This window comes from Achromobacter sp. ACM05, assembly GCF_019218915.1.
Classification (GTDB): Bacteria; Pseudomonadota; Gammaproteobacteria; order Burkholderiales; family Burkholderiaceae_B; genus Achromobacter; species Achromobacter animicus.
The window spans coordinates 451,086-466,843 of record NZ_JAHUWQ010000002.1 but is presented as its reverse complement, the minus strand read 5'-3'; the positions used below and the strand labels follow the sequence as shown (position 1 = coordinate 466,843).

Sequence of the window (15,758 nt, the reverse complement as noted above, 5' to 3'; positions counted from 1 at the left end):
TGCGGCATTGAGGCGGCGCGGCCGCCATGACGCGAATGGCCCGATTTGCCTATGCCTTGCGACCCAGAGCCTGCAAAACGGAGGCTACGGTGAGAAACGATCCGAATATCACGATTCTATCATTCTCCCCTGCCCGTTCGCGCGCTGCGGCAAAGGCCTGGGCGGGATCGGCGTAGGCCTGGATGCCGGGGGATTCGCTGCCGGCGGGCAGCGGCGGGAGCGCCGCCGCGACCTGATCCGCGAGCGCCTGACCGGCGGTGCCGCGCGGTCCCGGAAGGCCGGCGCAATACCAGTAATCGATCCGGGAGCCCATCTTGGCCACCACCCCGGCGAGGTCCTTGTCGTTCAGCATGCCGAACACCGCGTGGGTGTAGGGATGAAAGCCCATGTTGTCGAGGTTTTGCGCCAGCACGGCGGCGGCGTGCGGGTTGTGCGCGACGTCGAGGATAACCGTGGGCTGACCCGGCAGGATCTGGAAGCGGCCCGGCAGCGAGGCCTGCAACAGCCCCAATCGAACGGCCTGCTGCTGCACGGGCAGGCGATCGCGCACGGATTCCAGCGCGGCCAGCGCCGCCGAGGCGTTGAGCAGTTGGTTGGCGCCGCGCAGCGCCGGATAGGCCATCGCGCTGCGGCGCTGTTCGCGACCGCCGTAGGCCCACTGCTGGCGGTCGCCGGAATAGTTGTAGTCGCGTCCGAACAGCCACAGATCTGCACCGATGGCTTCGACGTGATCCAGCAGCGACTGCGGGGGGACGGGATCGCTGCAGATGGCCGGCCGGCCGCTGCGATAGATGTGGGCTTTTTCGAAGCCGATTTTTTCGCGCGTGTCGCCCAGCCAGTCGGTGTGGTCCAGGTCGACGCTGGTGACGATGGAGACGTCGGCATCGACGATGTTGACGGCATCCAGGCGTCCGCCCAGGCCGACTTCGAGCACCACCGCGTCCAGCCGAGACTGCGAGAAGAGGCGCAGAATGGCCAGCGTGGTGAATTCAAAATAAGTCAGCGACACATCGCCGCGCGCGGCTTCGACGGCCTGGAACTGCGTGATGAGGTCTTGGTCGGAGGCGATCTGGCCATTGACGCGGGCACGCTCGTTGAAGTCGATGAGGTGCGGCGAGGTGTACAGGCCCACCTTGTAGCCAGCCGCAAGCAGGATGGCCTCGAGCATGGCACAGGTGGAACCCTTGCCGTTGGTGCCGCCGACCACGAATTTGATGCCGGGCAGCGTCAGTTGCATGCGGTCCGCGACCTGGCGCACCCGGTCCAGCCCCATGTCGATCGCGGTGGCGTGGATGGACTCCAGGTACTGCAGCCAATCGGACAGGTTGGCGGCGGCGTCAGGCGTGCGGACAGAGGACATGAGGCGGGTTCGCGAAAGGAAATCAGCCTGCGATTTTAGCAGTGTGCGCCCGGTGTTTTCCCTAATCCCCTAGGGCGCGGCACGGTATCCGCGGGCAAAAAGTACTTGCCCATGTTTTTTTCATACGTAAAAATAAATTCATGTATGGAAAATAAAAGGAAGAGACATGACGCAGCGTTCGACTCCCAAATGGCTGGTGCGTGAAGCCGACGTACCGGGCTACAGCCCCGCCAATCACACCGGCACCCTCAACCGCCGGCTGATCAGCCCGGAAACCGTCGGCGCCCGCGGCGTGGAAGTGTTGCTGGGGGTGATCGAAAAGGGCAAGGGCGCCCTGCCGCACGCGCACCCCGGCATCGAACAGGTCTGTTATCTGATTTCGGGCACCGCCCGCGCGCAGGTGCAGGACGAATGGGCCGACATGGGCCCCGGCGACTGCTGTTACTTCCCCCCGGACATCCCCCACGTCTTCACGGTGACGAGCGACGAACCGGCCCGGTTGCTGGTGATCTACACGCCCCCGTACGAAGAATCCCCCGATCGCGTGATCCGCGACTTTCCGGCGCCACCCTCAGCCGCTTGACGCGGCGTTTGCGCAGGCAGCGGCCGCGAGAGCCGCGCCTCATTACATAAATACAGGAGACACACCCATGCAATCCCTACGCCTGCTGGGCGCCGCGCTGGTCAGCGGCGCCGCCTTGATGGCGGCTGGCCCCGCCCATGCCGCCGATTACCCCAACAAACCCATCACCCTGGTGGTGCCCTTCCCCGCCGGATCGGGCACGGACGCCGTGGGACGGATCTTCGGCGCCGAGTTGTCGACCCTGCTGGGTCAGCAGGTCGTGGTGGAGAACAAGCCGGGCGCCAATGCGACGATCGCGGCCAACTACGTGGCCCGCGCCAAACCGGACGGCTATACGCTCTTCGTCACCACCAACACCTCCCATTCGGCCGCCCCCTGGCTGATGAAGAACGTGCCGTATGACCCGGTCAAGGACTTCACCCCGATTGCGCGCGGCGGCAACCTGCCCTTCATCCTGGTCGTGAATCCCAAGCGCCCCTGGAAGACGGTGGGCGACCTGGTGGCCGACGCCAAGAAGAATCCTGGCCGCATCACCTACGCCAGCGGCAACAGCACCGGCATCGTCGCGGGCGCCACGCTGGCCAACCGCGCCAAGATCGACATCCTGCATGTGCCCTACAAAGGCACGCCGCAGAGCCTGACCGACGTGGTCGGCGGACAGGTGGACTTCATGTTCACGGACCTGACCTCTGGCCTGCCCTTCGTGCAATCGGGCCAGTTGCGCGCGCTGGCCGTCTCCACCGCCGAGCGCAGCGCCATCGTGCCCGACCTGCCTTCGATGGCCGAAGCGGGCGTGCCAGACTTCGATTTGAACTCCTGGAACGGCTACTTCGGCCCCGCAGGCATGCCGCCCGAGATCGTGGCCAAGCTGAATGCGGCCATCAACCAGATCGTGGCAAAGCCCGACGTGAAAAAGCGCCTGGCGGGACTGGGGTTTGACGCCTTCTCGAGCACGCCCGAAGCCTTCGCGCAGTTTGTCGGCGAACAGCGCGACCTGTGGGGCAAGTTGATCCGTGACGCGGGGATCGAGCAGCAATGATCGACCAGCCCCTGCCTGAAACGCCGGTTGCCGGGCCGCTGGCCGGCGTGCGCATCCTGGATCTGAGCTCGGTGGTGATGGGGCCGTACGCAACCCAGGTCCTGGCGGACCTGGGCGCGGACGTCATCAAGGTGGAGTCGCCGGCGGGGGACAACATGCGGGCCGTCGGCCCCATGCGCAACCCCGGCATGGGGCATCTCTACCTGCACCTGAACCGCAACAAGCGCTCGATCGTGCTGGACTTGAAGACGCCCGAAGGCCTGGAAGCCTGCCTGAAACTGGCCGAAAGCTGCGACGCCCTGCTCTACAACATCCGCCCCCAGGCGATGGCGCGGCTGGGCCTGTCGTACGAAGCGGTCACGGCACGCAATCCGCGCATCGTCTACGTGGGCGCCTATGGGTTCGGCGAGGCGGGCCCCTATGCCGGCCGCCCCGCCTACGACGACCTGATCCAGGGGCAGACCGGCATTGCCGCGCTGTCCGCGCAGCAAAGCGGCGACGTGCCGCGCTACGCGCCGCTGACCCTGGCGGATCGGGCGGTGGGCCTGCACGTCGGCATTGCGCTGGTGTCCGCGGTGCTGAGCGCCCGGACGCTGGGCCGCGGACAGCCGGTGGAGATCCCCATGTTCGAGGGCATGGCGCACATGGTGCTGGGCGACCACCTGGGCGGCTCGACGTTCGAGCCGCCGATGGGACCCACCGGCTACGCGCGCCTCTTGGCGCCGCATCGCCGGCCGTACGCGACAGCGGACGGCTACATCTGCCTGCTGATCTACAACGACAAGCACTGGCGCAACTTCTTTGAACTGATCGGGCGGCCGGAGCTGTCGCAGGACCCGCGTTTCAGCACCCATGGCGCCCGCGCCGCGCACATCAGCGAGGTCTATGCCTTCGTGGCCGAGGTGATCGCCACCCGTCCCAGCGACGACTGGCTGCGCGAGCTGGCGCGCGCCGACATTCCGGCCTCGCAGCTCTACACCATCGACGGCCTGATCCAGGACAAGCACCTGACCGCGACCGGTTTCATCCAGGAAATGGACCACCCCTCGGAAGGCCGCATCCGCACCACCGGGACGCTCGGCCGCTACGCCGGCACGCCGACCTCGATACGCCGCCCCGCCCCGCGGCTGGGCGAGCACAGCCGCGAGGTGCTTGCCGAAGCGGGCTATGGACAGGAACAGATCGACGCCATGCTTGCCCGTGGCATTACCCAGGACGGAAACAACGATGGACTTTGAATTCACCCCGGAACAACTGGCGTTGCGCGACGCCGTATCCCGCATCTGCGAACGCTATCCCGACGAATACTGGCTGGAACGCGACCGTGAAGGCGGCTTTCCGGAACCGCTGCACGCCGACCTGGCGCGCGACGGCTGGCTGGGCATCGCCATGCCGCAGGAATATGGCGGCGCGGGCCTGGGCATGACCGAAGCCGCGCTGATGATGCAGACCATCGCGGCGTCGGGGGCCGGCTTCACGGGCGCCTCGGCCGTCCACATGAACATCTTCGGGCTGAATCCGGTGGTGGTGTTTGGCACCGACGAGCAGCGCGGCCGCTGGCTTGAACCGCTGATCGCCGGCCGGGAAAAAGCCTGCTTTGCGGTCACCGAGCCCGACGCCGGGCTGGACACGACCAAGCTGAGCACCCGCGCCGTGCGCCAGGGCGACGAATACATCGTGCATGGCCGCAAGATCTGGATTTCGACCGCGCAGGTGGCCAGCAAGATGTTGCTGCTGGCGCGCACCACCCCGCTGTCCGAGGTGGAAAAGCCCACGCAGGGCCTGTCGCTCTTCTACACCGACCTGGACCGCGAAAAGATCGAGGTTCGGGAGATCGAGAAGATGGGCCGCAAGGCCGTGGATTCGAACATGCTGTTCATCGACGGCCTGCGGATTCCGGTCGCCGACCGCATCGGCGAGGAAGGCCGTGGCTTTGAATACATCCTGCACGGCCTGAACCCCGAGCGCATCCTGATCGCCGCCGAAGCGGTGGGGATCGGGCGCGCCGCGCTGGACCGGGCCGTCAAGTACGCGGGCGAACGCACCGTGTTCGGCCGCCCCATCGGCAAGAACCAGGGCATCCAGCATCCGCTCGCCCAAGCATGGATGCAACTGGAGGCCGCGGACCTGATGGTGTTCAAGGCAGCCAGCCTGTACGACGCGGGCAAGCCGTGCGGCCCCGCCGCCAATTCGGCAAAGTACCTGGCGGCCGAGGCCGGCTACAACGCCTGCCAGACGGCAGTGATGACGCTGGGCGGGATGGGGTATGCCAAGGAGTACCACGTGGAGCGGCTGCTGCGCGAAAGCTTCATCCCGCGCATCGCGCCGGTCAGCCCGCAGCTCATCATGTGCTTCATCGCGGAAAAGGTGCTGGGGCTGCCCAAGTCGTATTGAGCGGACGGCGGCAGGCGCGGGTCAGGCCTGCTGCTCCAGTCCCGTGCAGGCCGCCCGCAGGATGCGGGCGTAGGTTTCCTGTTCTGGCTCGATCCGGTAGATCGGGCCGCCCACCGAAATGGCGTAGTGTTCGCCGGACAGCGTGACCGGCCAGGCAATCGCGCCCACGTCGGCAATGGACTCGCCGCTGTTCATGAACCACCCCCGCTGCCGCGCGGCGTCCAGATCCGCCAGCAGCGCCTCGCGGGTGACGAGGGTCCGATCGTTGTAGCGGGTCATCGGGATGTCCGCCAGCAAGGCGTCACGGGCCGGTTCGTCCAGCAGCGACAGCAACGCCTTTCCCAGCGAATTTGCGTGAACATCCTTGAACTCGCCTGCAACAGGCGCGTATCGGATCGTATGCGGCGAATCCAGAACATCCAGATAGACAACGCGGCCATCCGGCGACAGCTTGGCAAAGACCACGGTTTCGCGGGTGGCGTCCCTTAGTTCGACAAGACTGGGATAGACGCGATCCAGAACGGGATCAGCCCGGGCGATGCGCTGGGCCATGGCGAGCAGCCGGCCTGTCGGGTAATAGCCCTGGCGGCGGCCCGTTTCATAGAGGTAGCCCAGGCTGGTCAGCGTGCGGATCAGCGCCAGGCAGCTGGACACGGGCACATCGAGCAACCGGGCCAATTCCGACAAGGGCAGCGCGCGTTTCTCGCGGGCGAAGGTTTCGATGATTTCGATAACTCGCAACGCCGTCTTGACACTCATTGCCCGATCCAGACTCTTAGCACGTGAACCATCCATTTGCGCAAGGCTAAAGTTCCCTGCGAGGGTGCCGTTATGGTAACTGAGAATTTCCTGAAAACAGCGCGTTCTCCGAGACGCCCCCCTCGCCGTTGGAGTGATCATGGCCGTAACCCCGTTAGCCCCCGCAGCGTTCGCGTCGTTACCGGTTTCGACCGTTATCGCCACGCCCGACCCTGCTGCCACCGCCACGCCGGCGCCCGCGACCACCGACAGCAGCGCCTCCGGCGGCGCCACGTCCGACCAGGCGAATTCGCAAAAAATGCCCCTGGATAAGGCGCTGGATGAGATCAACGAACAGATGAAGGCCTGGTCGACCCAGCTTCAGTTCGAAATCGACCCGAATGTGCACCAGGTGGTGGTGTCGGTGATCGATGCGGAGTCGGGAGACGTCCTGCGCACCATCCCCAGCGAAGCGGTGCTGAAGATCGCCAAGATGATCGTGAACATGCAAGGGAACGGTATCAAGACGTCGGCCTGATCCGGCACTTAAAACACCGTTCGCCAAGATTGACGCGCGGCCCGGTGAGAGAACCGCCGAATTAGGCCCGCCTTATGCCTTTACCCGGCCAATAGCCGGGATCACATTTTTGTCAGAATTGCATCGCTAGGAAGGAATTTCACATGGCCACCATTACCAACCTCGGTTCGAATTCAGGCTTGCCCCTCGAGGACATCCTCTCGAAGCTGGAAGCCGCCGAGGAAAAGAGGCTGCAGCAGTACACCGTACGGCAGACCAGCTTCGAGACCCGCGTTACGGCGTTCGGCCAGCTCAAGAGCGCCGTGGAAGCCGTGCAGAAGGCTGCCGCCGCGCTCGGCAAGCCCGAGACGCTGGGCGCCGTGAAAGGCAGCGTGACCGGCGGCGACGCCCTCACCGCGACCGTGGCTGCCGAAGGCGCCGTGGCCGGCGAGTACACGATCAACGTGAAGAACGTTGCCACTTCCCAGACCCTGCAATCGGGTGCGGTTGCGGACCGCAAGGCGTCCAACGGCGACACGGGTTCGTTTGAGGTCGAACTGGCCAATGGCAAGAAGAAAACTGTCGACCTGAAAGGCGACACGTCGCTCAACGGCATCGTCAAAGCCATCAATGCGGACGATACGCTGGGCGTGCGTGCCACCGTCATCACCGACGGCGATGGACCGGATGCCAAGAGCTATCTGATGCTGTCCGCGAAAGACACCGGCGTCCAGGCTTCCGTGAAGTCCATTACCGTGACGGGTGACGACCAGCTCAAGAACATCCTTAGCTATAGCAGCACCGATGCAGCCAATAGCAAGATGACGGCCACGGCCGCCGTCGACGCTGAAATCGACATCAACGGCATCACGATCAAGAGCGGCACGAACAACATTTCGACCGCCATCGACGGCGTCACGCTCAACCTGTCCTCGAAAACGGAAGACGGCAAGCCGATCAAGCTGAAGCTGGAAAGCGACCCCTCGGTGGCCAGCAAGGCCATCCAGAGCTTCGTCACCGCCTACAACACGCTGCAGACGACGATCAAGAACCTGACAGCCTTCGACGCCGCCGCCGCCACCAATCAGCCGCTGACCGGCGACGGCACGACGCGCGCCATCCAGTCGTCCCTGGCGGGTGCGCTGCAGGTGCTGTCGGGCGAAGGCTCCCTGCGTTCGCTGGCCGACCTGGGCATCACGACCAACCCGCAGACGCGCCAGCTCACGCTGGACCAGACCAAGCTGGACAAGGCACTGTCCACGAACGGCGCCGACGTCTCGCGCTTGCTGACCGGCACGAACGGCCTGGCCGCCAATTTCGAAAAGGCCACGAAGGACATCCTGAGCGACACCGGTTCGATCAAGACCAAGACCGACGGCCTGGCCAAATCGATCGCCACCGTGAAAGACCAGTACACGCGCGCCAAGGCAGCCGGTGAAGCCCAGCTCGAGCTGATGCGCGCCCAGTTCGTCCAATTGGACAAATTCGTTGCGCAGCAATCGGTCACGGCCAACTATCTGACGCAGCAATTCGCGGCCATGAACAAGTCGTCGAAGTGATAACCGAGAAGATGCATTAAATGACGTACGCCGCGCGCCGCCCCACAGGCTCATACTCTGTCCGCTCCTACGCCGATATCGGCTTGGAGACCCAAGTGATGAGCGCCACGCCGGAAAGGCTGATCACCCTGCTTTACCAGGGTGCGCGCGCGGCAATCGGACAAGCGCGCCTGCACATGCAGGAAGGTCGCGTCGCCGAACGCGGGACAGCTATCACCAAGGCAATCAAGATCGTCGACGAGGGCCTGAAGATGGGCCTGAACATGGAAGCCGGCGGCGACATCGCCGCCAACCTGAGCCGGTTGTACGACTACATCGTCCGCACGCTGCTCATGGCAAACCTTAAAGCGGACGTCGAGCAGCTCGACATCGCAGACCGCCTGCTGGCGGACCTTTCCGACGCCTGGCAGACCTCCATCGATCGGCCTGCCCCGGACGCAACGCTTTGATGGCCCCCACAACGACTATTGCCAGCCATCGCTCGCCCGAGATTTCTATGACGTCGCTCACCCAGTACTCCGCCATCCTGGAACAGTATCAGGAGATCGCCCAATCAACGGGCGAGATGTTGACGGCCGCCCAGGCCGGCGACTGGGACACCGCGCTTGTGCACGGTCAGCTCTACTGTGAACAGGTCGAACGCCTGCGGCATGCCGAGCCGTCCAGTCCGCTGGACGAGGCCGGCCGCAGCATGAAATACGACCTGCTTGTGCGCATTCTTGAAAACGATGCCATGACGCGTGATCTGGCGCTGCCCCAGTTGGCGCGGCTGGGCGAACTTCTGGGACGCATGAAGCGCCAGCAGACCCTGCTGTCGGCCTACGGCAACCAGGCGTCTGACCAATGAGCATCGGTCCCGCCGCGCTTGGCAATGTCCTGGTGCAGCGGTTGGACGCCGTGCTGGGCACGACGATGTCCGCCGCGAACGCCAACCAGATTTCCGGCGCGCGGCCGGACGCGGTCAGCCAGCCTGGCAGCCCGGAGAAGGCCGGGCCGTCGGACGGCTCCGCGCGCGATACCCGGCAAGGCATACAGACTGGCGGCGCCCGAGGCGACCGCCAGAATACTGTTGTCGACCCCAAAACCGCCGCTGCGCTGGCGCTGGCCGCGCGCGGCCTGGTCACCAGCAGCGACACCACGGCCTCGGCGCCGACCACGTTGGGCACGACCGCGCGCACCATCCTTGCCCTGCTCGCGCAGTACCCCGAAGCGGCCCCGGCCGTGCAGGGACGCGCGCCGCTGTGGAGCGCCGACGCGCAGGGCGGACAGCAGGCGGGCGGTGCGGCTCCCGGCGGCCAACCCGCCCCGGCCCAATCGGGTCAGCCCGCGCAGGCAGGTCAGCCCGGCCAGCCCGCCGCGTCGACGACCACCCCGCTTCCGGCTTCGACCACCCTGCCGGCTGGCGCCCCTGCCGCCGCGCCGTCGGCCACCGCAACCGCAGACGCCGCCAACGCCAAGCCGGGCGCCGGGCACGCGGCGGGCCAGGCCGGTGGCGCGAAAGGGGCCGAAGCCGCAACGCATGCCTCGCTGGCCGCAGGCGGCCCGTCCGCCCGCGCGCTGGGCCAGGCGTTGCGCACTGCCCTGCAGACCAGCGGGCTCTTTTACGAATCGCACCTGACCGACATGGTCTTCGGTCGCAAGAACCCGGCCACACTGGAAAGCGAACCCCAGGCCAGGATGTCGCGCGACACCGCCGCGCACGCCAGCACCCAGGCACGCAGCCGCGGCGAAGCCGCCGGCGCCGGCCGCTCCGGCGCCGGCGCGGATGCACCCTCGGCCTCGGGAACGTCGTCTTCATCATCCACGCCCGGCGCGCCGATCACCGGCATCCATCAGGATCTGACCGTGCTGGTGCGCCAGCAACTGGACGTGCTGGCCAACCAGACTTTGAACTGGCAAGGCGAAGCCTGGCCCGGCACCCCGATGGAGTGGGAAGTCGAGCGCGACCCGTACGGCGAGGACCGCGAATCGGCCGTGCCGACCTGGGCCACGCGCGTGAAGCTGGACCTGCCGCGCCTGGGCCTGGTCGACGCCCGCCTGAACCTGGCCGGAGACCAGATCGTGCTGCAGCTGATTGCGCCGCACAGCGCGGCCGAGATCAACGATTCGTCGGACATGCTACGCTCGCGCCTGTTGGCCGCCGGGCTGACCCTGAGCAATCTGACCGTGAACGTGGTTGAACCCCGTCTCGTCATCCCCAACGATTTCTGATGAACACCCCTCCCTCCCCCGCGGACGCCGGCCCGAACGCCAACCGCAACGCGGCGGTCGCCATCTCGTACGACGAAAGCGACGGCGCGCCGCGCGTGGTCGCCAAGGGCTATGGCCAGCTGGCGGACACGATTGTCCGGGCGGCCGAGGAAAACGGGCTGTACGTGCACGAATCGCGCGAACTGGTTGGACTGCTCATGCAGGTCGACCTGGATGCACATATTCCTCCCCAACTCTATGTCGCGGTGGCAGAATTGCTCGCCTGGCTGTACCGCCTGGAATCGCGCGACATCCCCCAGGCCGCGCGGCCCGAAATCTCTACCTAAGGACGATCACCGTGTTGGATGCCGCCGATCCGGAATTCCTGCTGACCCGGCCGGAAGACATGCGCTCAGCGCTCTTCGAGCTGACGCACCCCGACAGCCACATCCTGGTGCGCGACGCCGCGGACCGGGAGATCGCCGTGCTGATCCTGGGGGCCGACAAGCAGACCCGCCAGTTCTTCTGGCGGCCGCGCGACTACGACGGCGCGGACTTTGAACAGTCCGACAGCATGGGGCTGCTCAGCGGCACGACCTTCCACTTCAATGCCACTGCCTATGGCGGCGTGCAGATCCGCTTCCGCATCCAGCGCCCCGAAGTCATCCATTTCGATGACGGCAGCGCGGCGCTGATGTCGCCCTTTCCCGATCGTCTTGCCCGCATCCAGCGCCGCAAGATGTTCCGCGCCTCGATGATCTCCAGCGCCAGCCGCTGTCTGGCCACGTGGCAACCGGCGCCCGCGGACAAGCCCGTGGGCTTTACCGTGCGCGACATCTCGGTGGACGGCGTGGGCTTGCGCGTGGGCCTGGCGGTGGGCGAACTGCCCGAGCGCGGCGCGGTGATGGAAGACGTTGAGCTGGATTTCGGCGAACTCGGCAAACTGAGCGCCGACCTGGAAGTGCGCAACATCTATCCGGTATCGGGGCAGCCGATGGCCTCGGCCGAAGGCAGCAGCGACGGCGAAGCGCCCAAGCACGTGTCGCTGACGGGCGAGCCGCCGGTCAGCCATGTGGGCGCGCTGTTCATGAACCTGAACGCGCGCCAGGAGAACTGGCTGCAGCAAGTGGTGTGGCGCCTGGAGAAAGGCGCGCAGCGCAACTGACGGCGCGCTGCCGGAAGGCGCAACCCAAAGGACGCGACTGAAACGCAAAAGGCCTTCCCGCGGGAAGGCCTTTGTACAAGTCGTGGGTCTTACACGGCCATCGACGAGATTTCCTTGTAGGCCGCCACCAGCTTGTTGCGCACCTGGACCGCCGTCTGGAAGCCGAGGCTCGCCTTCTGCAGGTCGATCATGACGTCGTTCAAGGAAATATCGGGAGCGCCCAGCTCGAAGGCCTTGGCCTGATTGCTGGCCGCGTTCTGCGCGGCGGTCACGCGACGGATGGAGCGCTGCAGTTCCGCGGCAAAACCGTCGGGTTGCGCCACGGCGTCGCCGGCGCCCAGATTACCGGTCTCCGCCTTGCTCACGACCGCGCGCATCTGCTGGAGCATGCCTTCGATGCCGGACAAGCCTGATACAGCCATTACCTATTCCTTGCTGGTGGGGGATTACGCCAAAGTGCACACGCAGCGTAACGCCGATCGGACCGGTCCATAGCCGACAAGAACCGCCAAAAAACCCGACATTTCAACGAATGCGGACACCCCTTGCCGGGGATACGGCCCCGCTTTGCGCCTCGTCATCGACATAGGGCTTAAGTAACGCCAAAAAACGGCTGTTTTCATCGATTGGGATTGCTGTCTCAGGGGCAATAATCCACGCTCTCCCCAGACCAGAAGCACGTTGCATGTGTAATCGGCCCTACCCAGACATGAAGTCATTTTCCCTGCTCCGCGAAGCCAGCGGGAGCCGTCAATGAATCAGCAGGCTACCCTGAGCTCGTCGCTTCTGGCCAAGTTCCCCGTGCTGGAACGGGTCCGTGCGCTTCCCAAGCCCGTCCTGATCGGCGCCGCCGCAGCCCTCGTCGCGGTGATCGTCGCCGTGGCTATGTGGAGCAGCGAACCGAAATACAAGGTGCTGTTCTCGAACCTGGACGACCGCGATGGCGGCGCCATCGTGACCGCCCTGGGCTCGATGAACGTGCCCTACCGCTACAACGAAAACGGCACTGCGCTGCTCGTGCCGGCCGACCGCGTCTATGACGCCCGGCTGCAGCTTGCGTCGCAAGGCCTGCCGCGCGGCGGTTCCGTCGGCTTCGAGCTGATGGACAACGCCCGCTTCGGCGCCAGCCAGTTTGCCGAACAGATCAACTACCAGCGCGGTCTGGAGGGCGAGCTGGCCCGTTCGATCGAAGCCATGCACACCGTGCAGCACGCCCGCGTCCACCTGGCCATGCCGCGCCAGTCGCTGTTCGTGCGCGAGCGCCAGGCGCCCACCGCCTCCGTGCTGCTGAACCTGTACCCGGGCCGCAGCCTGAGCGACGCCCAGGTCTCCGCGATCTCGTGGCTGGTGGCTTCCAGCGTGCCGGAACTGACCGCCGAAAGCGTGTCCATCGTCGACCAGAACGGCCGCCTGCTGTCCTCCCCGTTGGGTGAAGGCCGCGGCATGGACGCCGATCAGCTTCGCTTCGTGCGCGAGATCGAGCAGCGTACCGTCGAACGCATCCTCACCATCCTGAATCCCCTGGTCGGCCCCGGCAACGTGCACGCCCAGGCCACGGCAGACGTCGACTTCTCGCGCCGCGAGGAAACGTCCGAGGTCTATCGTCCCAACCAGGAACCTGGCCAGGCCGCCGTGCGCAGCCAGCAGACCAGCGATTCCACGCAGCGCGGCGTCGGCCCCGCTCAGGGCGTGCCCGGCGCGCTGTCGAACCAGGCCCCCGCCAACGCGCAGGCGCCCATCGCCAATCCGCCGCAGCAACAGCCGCCGCGTCCCGGCCAGCCGCCGCAGGCCAACGCGCAGCAGCAGCAACAACAACAGCAGCAGACCGGCACCCAGGCTGCCGCCGCCAACCTGAACGAACGCCGTGACGCGACGACGAACTACGAAGTCGACCGCACCATCAGCCACATCAAGCAGCCGACGGGCAACCTCAAGCGCATGTCGGTGGCCGTGGTCGTGAACTACGTGCGCGACAAGGACGGCGAACTGCAGGCCCTGCCGCCCGAGGAACTGAACAAGCTGACCAACCTGGTGCGCGAAGCCATGGGCTATTCCGAAGGCCGCGGCGACTCGCTCAACCTGGTCAACAGCCAGTTCAACGACGGCCCGCCGCCGCTGCCGATGTGGCGCGATCCGGAAATGATCTCGCTGTTCAAGACGATCCTGCTCTGGCTGGTCGGTGGCGTCCTGGCCCTGTGGCTGTACCGCAAGATTCGCCGCTCGGTCACAGAGTACCTGTACCCGCCGGTGGATCCGGAGCAGGCCGAAGCCGAGCGCGCCGAAGCCGCCCGCGAAGCGCAGGACCTGGCCCGCGCCAAGGAAACCGACCGCTATCAGGACAACCTTGAGCGCGCACGCACCATGGCCAACAAGGATCCGCGCGCTGTCGCGATGGTCCTGCGCACCTGGATGACCAAAGATGAAAAATGATTCCCTGCCGATGGACGGCATGACGCGCAGCGCCGTCCTGATGATGTCGCTGGGCGAAGACGCCGCGGCTGAAGTGTTCAAGTACCTGAGCGCCCGAGAAGTCCAGCAGGTCGGCGCCGCGATGGCCAGCCTGAAACAGGTCACGCGCAACGACGTCGCCGTCGTGCTGGAGGAGTTCCGCCTGGAAGCCGACCAGTTCATGGCCGTGACGCTGGGCTCGGACGACTACATCCGCAGCGTGCTGACCAAGGCGCTGGGCAGCGATCGCGCCGCCGGCCTGATCGAAGACATTCTGGAAGCCGGCGACGGCGGCAGCGGCATCGATGCGCTGAACTGGCTGGATCCGAACACCGTGGCCGAACTGATCGGCGACGAGCACCCGCAGATCATCGCGACCATCCTGGTTCACCTGGAGCGCGACCGCGCGGCCGGCGTGCTGGCCCTGCTGACCGACCGCCTGCGCAACGACGTGATGCTGCGTATCGCCACGTTCGGCGGCGTGCAGCCGGCGGCGCTATCCGAGCTGACGGAAGTGCTGAATTCCGTGCTGGCCGGCCAGGGCGCCAAGCGCAGCAAGATGGGCGGCGTGCGCACCGCGGCCGAAATCCTGAACATGATGAACTCGACGCAGGAAGAGACCGTGGTCGCCAGCCTGCGCGAACGCGACAACGACCTGGCGCAGAAGATCATCGACGAGATGTTCGTCTTCGACAACCTGCTCGACGTCGAGGACCGCGCCATCCAGCTCATCCTCAAGGAAATCGACAACGACACGCTCATGGTCGCGCTCAAGGGCGCCCAGGAAGAGCTGCGCGCCAAGTTCCTGCGCAACATGTCCAGCCGTGCGGCCGAAATGCTGCGCGAGGACCTGGAAGCCCAGGGCCCGATCCGCATGTCGAAGGTCGAGACCGAACAGAAGAAGATCCTGCAGATCGCGCGCCGCCTGGCGGAAAGCGGCCAGATCGTGCTGGGCAATTCCGGAGACGACGCGTATGTCTGAAGCGGACAACGGCGCGGCGACGCTCATCTCGCGCAGCGCCGCCTGGCGTCGCTGGCAGATGCTGTCGTTCGACGAGCCGGCGCCCGTCGAAGTCGAACCCGAGCCCGAACCCGATCCGGGTCCCGATCCTGCCGTGGTGATGGCGCAGTTGCGCGCCCAGGCCATCGCGGAAGGTCACGAAGAAGGCTTGGGGCGCGGTCACGCCGCGGGCATGGAAGCCGGCCAGCAGGCGGGCTACGAGGCCGGCCTTGCCGCCGGCCGCGAAGCCGGTCATGCGGAAGGCCTGGCCCAGGGCCGCGAACAGGGCGCCGCCGAAGCGCAACGCCTGCACACGCTGGTCGAAGCCTGCGCGGTGTCGATTGGCGCGCTGGAAGAAAAGATGGGCCAGAGCCTCTTGACGCTGGCCCTGGACATCGCCCAGCAAGTGGTCCGCACCACCCTCGCGGAACAGCCCGAGACAGTGGTGAACGCGGTTCGCGACGTTCTGCACATCAATCCGACGGCCGGCGGCCAGATGCGCCTGTGGGCCAATCCGGAGGATATCGAACTGATCCGCCTGCACCTGGCCGACGAACTGAAAGAAGGCCATTGGCGCGTGCTGGCCGATGAATCCATCCTGCGCGGCGGCTGCCGCGCCGAGACGCCTTTCGGCGACATCGACGCCACCCTGCAGACCCGCTGGCGCCGCGTGGCCGCCTCGCTCGGCCGCAACGCAACCTGGGAGGAGCCGGTGTGAACGGCAATCCGGCCTCCGAGCAATCCGGCCAGGCGCCCCTCGCGGGC

General features: G+C 66.0%; 17 protein-coding genes. 14 read left to right on the top strand and 3 right to left on the bottom strand.

Features of this window, described 5'->3' with window-relative positions; genetic code table 11:
• Window positions 1-49: 49 nt before the first annotated feature.
• Window positions 50-1,360, bottom strand: coding sequence for a bifunctional tetrahydrofolate synthase/dihydrofolate synthase (folC, locus tag KW836_RS13010; RefSeq protein ID WP_175121940.1), 1,311 nt, complete (start codon window positions 1,358-1,360; stop codon window positions 50-52).
• A 166-nt stretch (window positions 1,361-1,526) separates the two neighbouring features.
• Here folC and KW836_RS13005 point away from each other — a divergent pair, with 166 nt between their 5' ends.
• The 4 genes from KW836_RS13005 to KW836_RS12990 all read left to right on the top strand — a co-directional run bounded on the left by KW836_RS13005 (window position 1,527) and on the right by KW836_RS12990 (window position 5,376).
• Window positions 1,527-1,943, top strand: a complete 417-nt coding sequence (locus KW836_RS13005; protein ID WP_175121941.1) for a cupin domain-containing protein — start codon at window positions 1,527-1,529, stop codon at window positions 1,941-1,943.
• Window positions 1,944-2,010: 67 nt separating this feature from the next.
• Window positions 2,011-2,982 carry a tripartite tricarboxylate transporter substrate binding protein gene (locus KW836_RS13000; RefSeq protein WP_191578080.1) on the top strand — a complete coding sequence of 324 codons (972 nt, stop codon included), beginning with the start codon at window positions 2,011-2,013 and terminating at the stop codon, window positions 2,980-2,982.
• Window positions 2,979-4,220, top strand: a complete 1,242-nt coding sequence (locus tag KW836_RS12995) for a CaiB/BaiF CoA-transferase family protein (protein WP_218343547.1) — start codon at window positions 2,979-2,981, stop codon at window positions 4,218-4,220. The genes KW836_RS13000 and KW836_RS12995 overlap by 4 nt, the downstream gene beginning before the upstream one ends.
• Window positions 4,210-5,376 (top strand): acyl-CoA dehydrogenase family protein, encoded by a 1,167-nt coding sequence (locus tag KW836_RS12990; protein WP_175139156.1) that lies wholly within the window; start codon window positions 4,210-4,212, stop codon window positions 5,374-5,376. The genes KW836_RS12995 and KW836_RS12990 overlap by 11 nt, the downstream gene beginning before the upstream one ends.
• A gap of 21 nt (window positions 5,377-5,397) precedes the next feature.
• On the opposite strand, the gene KW836_RS12985 is transcribed toward KW836_RS12990, so the two are convergent.
• A complete protein-coding gene (locus tag KW836_RS12985; protein WP_175121945.1) occupies window positions 5,398-6,135 on the bottom strand; it encodes an IclR family transcriptional regulator in 738 nt (245 codons plus the stop codon).
• A 139-nt stretch (window positions 6,136-6,274) separates the two neighbouring features.
• Between KW836_RS12985 and KW836_RS12980 the strand changes: the two genes are divergently transcribed.
• The 7 genes from KW836_RS12980 (at window position 6,275) to KW836_RS12950 (ending at window position 11,545) form a co-directional block, all read left to right on the top strand.
• Window positions 6,275-6,652 (top strand): flagellar protein FlaG, encoded by a 378-nt coding sequence (locus tag KW836_RS12980; RefSeq protein ID WP_175121946.1) that lies wholly within the window; start codon window positions 6,275-6,277, stop codon window positions 6,650-6,652.
• A 143-nt stretch (window positions 6,653-6,795) separates the two neighbouring features.
• Window positions 6,796-8,190 carry a flagellar filament capping protein FliD gene (gene fliD / locus KW836_RS12975; RefSeq protein WP_218343546.1) on the top strand — a complete coding sequence of 465 codons (1,395 nt, stop codon included), beginning with the start codon at window positions 6,796-6,798 and terminating at the stop codon, window positions 8,188-8,190.
• 20 nt (window positions 8,191-8,210) lie between these two features.
• Window positions 8,211-8,639, top strand: coding sequence for a flagellar export chaperone FliS (gene fliS, locus KW836_RS12970; RefSeq protein ID WP_175186102.1), 429 nt, complete (start codon window positions 8,211-8,213; stop codon window positions 8,637-8,639).
• 47 nt (window positions 8,640-8,686) lie between these two features.
• Window positions 8,687-9,037 carry a flagellar protein FliT gene (locus tag KW836_RS12965; protein ID WP_175121949.1) on the top strand — a complete coding sequence of 117 codons (351 nt, stop codon included), beginning with the start codon at window positions 8,687-8,689 and terminating at the stop codon, window positions 9,035-9,037.
• Window positions 9,034-10,401, top strand: a complete 1,368-nt coding sequence (locus KW836_RS12960) for a flagellar hook-length control protein FliK (RefSeq protein WP_218343545.1) — start codon at window positions 9,034-9,036, stop codon at window positions 10,399-10,401. Before KW836_RS12965 ends, KW836_RS12960 begins: the two co-directional genes overlap by 4 nt.
• On the top strand, window positions 10,401-10,727 hold the full coding sequence (locus KW836_RS12955; RefSeq protein WP_175126254.1) for an EscU/YscU/HrcU family type III secretion system export apparatus switch protein: 327 nt from the start codon (window positions 10,401-10,403) through the stop codon (window positions 10,725-10,727). Before KW836_RS12960 ends, KW836_RS12955 begins: the two co-directional genes overlap by 1 nt.
• 14 nt (window positions 10,728-10,741) lie before the next feature.
• The gene (locus KW836_RS12950; RefSeq protein WP_175139215.1) at window positions 10,742-11,545 is read left to right on the top strand and encodes a flagellar brake protein; all 804 of its coding nucleotides are present in this window, start codon (window positions 10,742-10,744) and stop codon (window positions 11,543-11,545) included.
• Between the two features lie 89 nt (window positions 11,546-11,634).
• On the opposite strand, the gene fliE is transcribed toward KW836_RS12950, so the two are convergent.
• On the bottom strand, window positions 11,635-11,967 hold the full coding sequence (fliE, locus tag KW836_RS12945) for a flagellar hook-basal body complex protein FliE (protein ID WP_175126255.1): 333 nt from the start codon (window positions 11,965-11,967) through the stop codon (window positions 11,635-11,637).
• A gap of 331 nt (window positions 11,968-12,298) precedes the next feature.
• Here fliE and fliF point away from each other — a divergent pair, with 331 nt between their 5' ends.
• Genes fliF through fliH form a run of 3 tightly spaced genes read left to right on the top strand, consistent with a single transcriptional unit; the run spans window position 12,299 to window position 15,711 of the window.
• The gene (gene fliF / locus KW836_RS12940; protein ID WP_175126256.1) at window positions 12,299-13,975 is read left to right on the top strand and encodes a flagellar basal-body MS-ring/collar protein FliF; all 1,677 of its coding nucleotides are present in this window, start codon (window positions 12,299-12,301) and stop codon (window positions 13,973-13,975) included.
• Window positions 13,965-14,975 (top strand): flagellar motor switch protein FliG, encoded by a 1,011-nt coding sequence (gene fliG / locus KW836_RS12935; protein ID WP_175126257.1) that lies wholly within the window; start codon window positions 13,965-13,967, stop codon window positions 14,973-14,975. The genes fliF and fliG overlap by 11 nt, the downstream gene beginning before the upstream one ends.
• The gene (gene fliH / locus KW836_RS12930; protein ID WP_218343544.1) at window positions 14,968-15,711 is read left to right on the top strand and encodes a flagellar assembly protein FliH; all 744 of its coding nucleotides are present in this window, start codon (window positions 14,968-14,970) and stop codon (window positions 15,709-15,711) included. The genes fliG and fliH overlap by 8 nt, the downstream gene beginning before the upstream one ends.
• Window positions 15,712-15,758 lie beyond the last annotated feature (47 nt).

Excerpts from the sequence above, each read along its gene's own strand:
- KW836_RS12985 (WP_175121945.1), bottom strand. The coding sequence starts at position 6,135 with ATGAGTGTCAAGACGGCGTTGCGAGTTATCGAAATCATCGAAACCTTC.
- fliE (WP_175126255.1), bottom strand. The coding sequence starts at position 11,967 with ATGGCTGTATCAGGCTTGTCCGGCATCGAAGGCATGCTCCAGCAGATG.
- fliD (WP_218343546.1), top strand. The coding sequence starts at position 6,796 with ATGGCCACCATTACCAACCTCGGTTCGAATTCAGGCTTGCCCCTCGAG.
- KW836_RS12995 (WP_218343547.1), top strand. The coding sequence starts at position 2,979 with ATGATCGACCAGCCCCTGCCTGAAACGCCGGTTGCCGGGCCGCTGGCC.
- KW836_RS12990 (WP_175139156.1), top strand. The coding sequence starts at position 4,210 with ATGGACTTTGAATTCACCCCGGAACAACTGGCGTTGCGCGACGCCGTA.
- KW836_RS13005 (WP_175121941.1), top strand. The coding sequence starts at position 1,527 with ATGACGCAGCGTTCGACTCCCAAATGGCTGGTGCGTGAAGCCGACGTA.
- fliS (WP_175186102.1), top strand. The coding sequence starts at position 8,211 with ATGACGTACGCCGCGCGCCGCCCCACAGGCTCATACTCTGTCCGCTCC.
- KW836_RS12980 (WP_175121946.1), top strand. The coding sequence starts at position 6,275 with ATGGCCGTAACCCCGTTAGCCCCCGCAGCGTTCGCGTCGTTACCGGTT.
- KW836_RS13000 (WP_191578080.1), top strand. The coding sequence starts at position 2,011 with ATGCAATCCCTACGCCTGCTGGGCGCCGCGCTGGTCAGCGGCGCCGCC.
- fliF (WP_175126256.1), top strand. The coding sequence starts at position 12,299 with ATGAATCAGCAGGCTACCCTGAGCTCGTCGCTTCTGGCCAAGTTCCCC.
- fliG (WP_175126257.1), top strand. The coding sequence starts at position 13,965 with ATGAAAAATGATTCCCTGCCGATGGACGGCATGACGCGCAGCGCCGTC.
- KW836_RS12965 (WP_175121949.1), top strand. The coding sequence starts at position 8,687 with ATGACGTCGCTCACCCAGTACTCCGCCATCCTGGAACAGTATCAGGAG.
- folC (WP_175121940.1), bottom strand. The coding sequence starts at position 1,360 with ATGTCCTCTGTCCGCACGCCTGACGCCGCCGCCAACCTGTCCGATTGG.
- KW836_RS12960 (WP_218343545.1), top strand. The coding sequence starts at position 9,034 with ATGAGCATCGGTCCCGCCGCGCTTGGCAATGTCCTGGTGCAGCGGTTG.
- KW836_RS12955 (WP_175126254.1), top strand. The coding sequence starts at position 10,401 with ATGAACACCCCTCCCTCCCCCGCGGACGCCGGCCCGAACGCCAACCGC.
- fliH (WP_218343544.1), top strand. The coding sequence starts at position 14,968 with ATGTCTGAAGCGGACAACGGCGCGGCGACGCTCATCTCGCGCAGCGCC.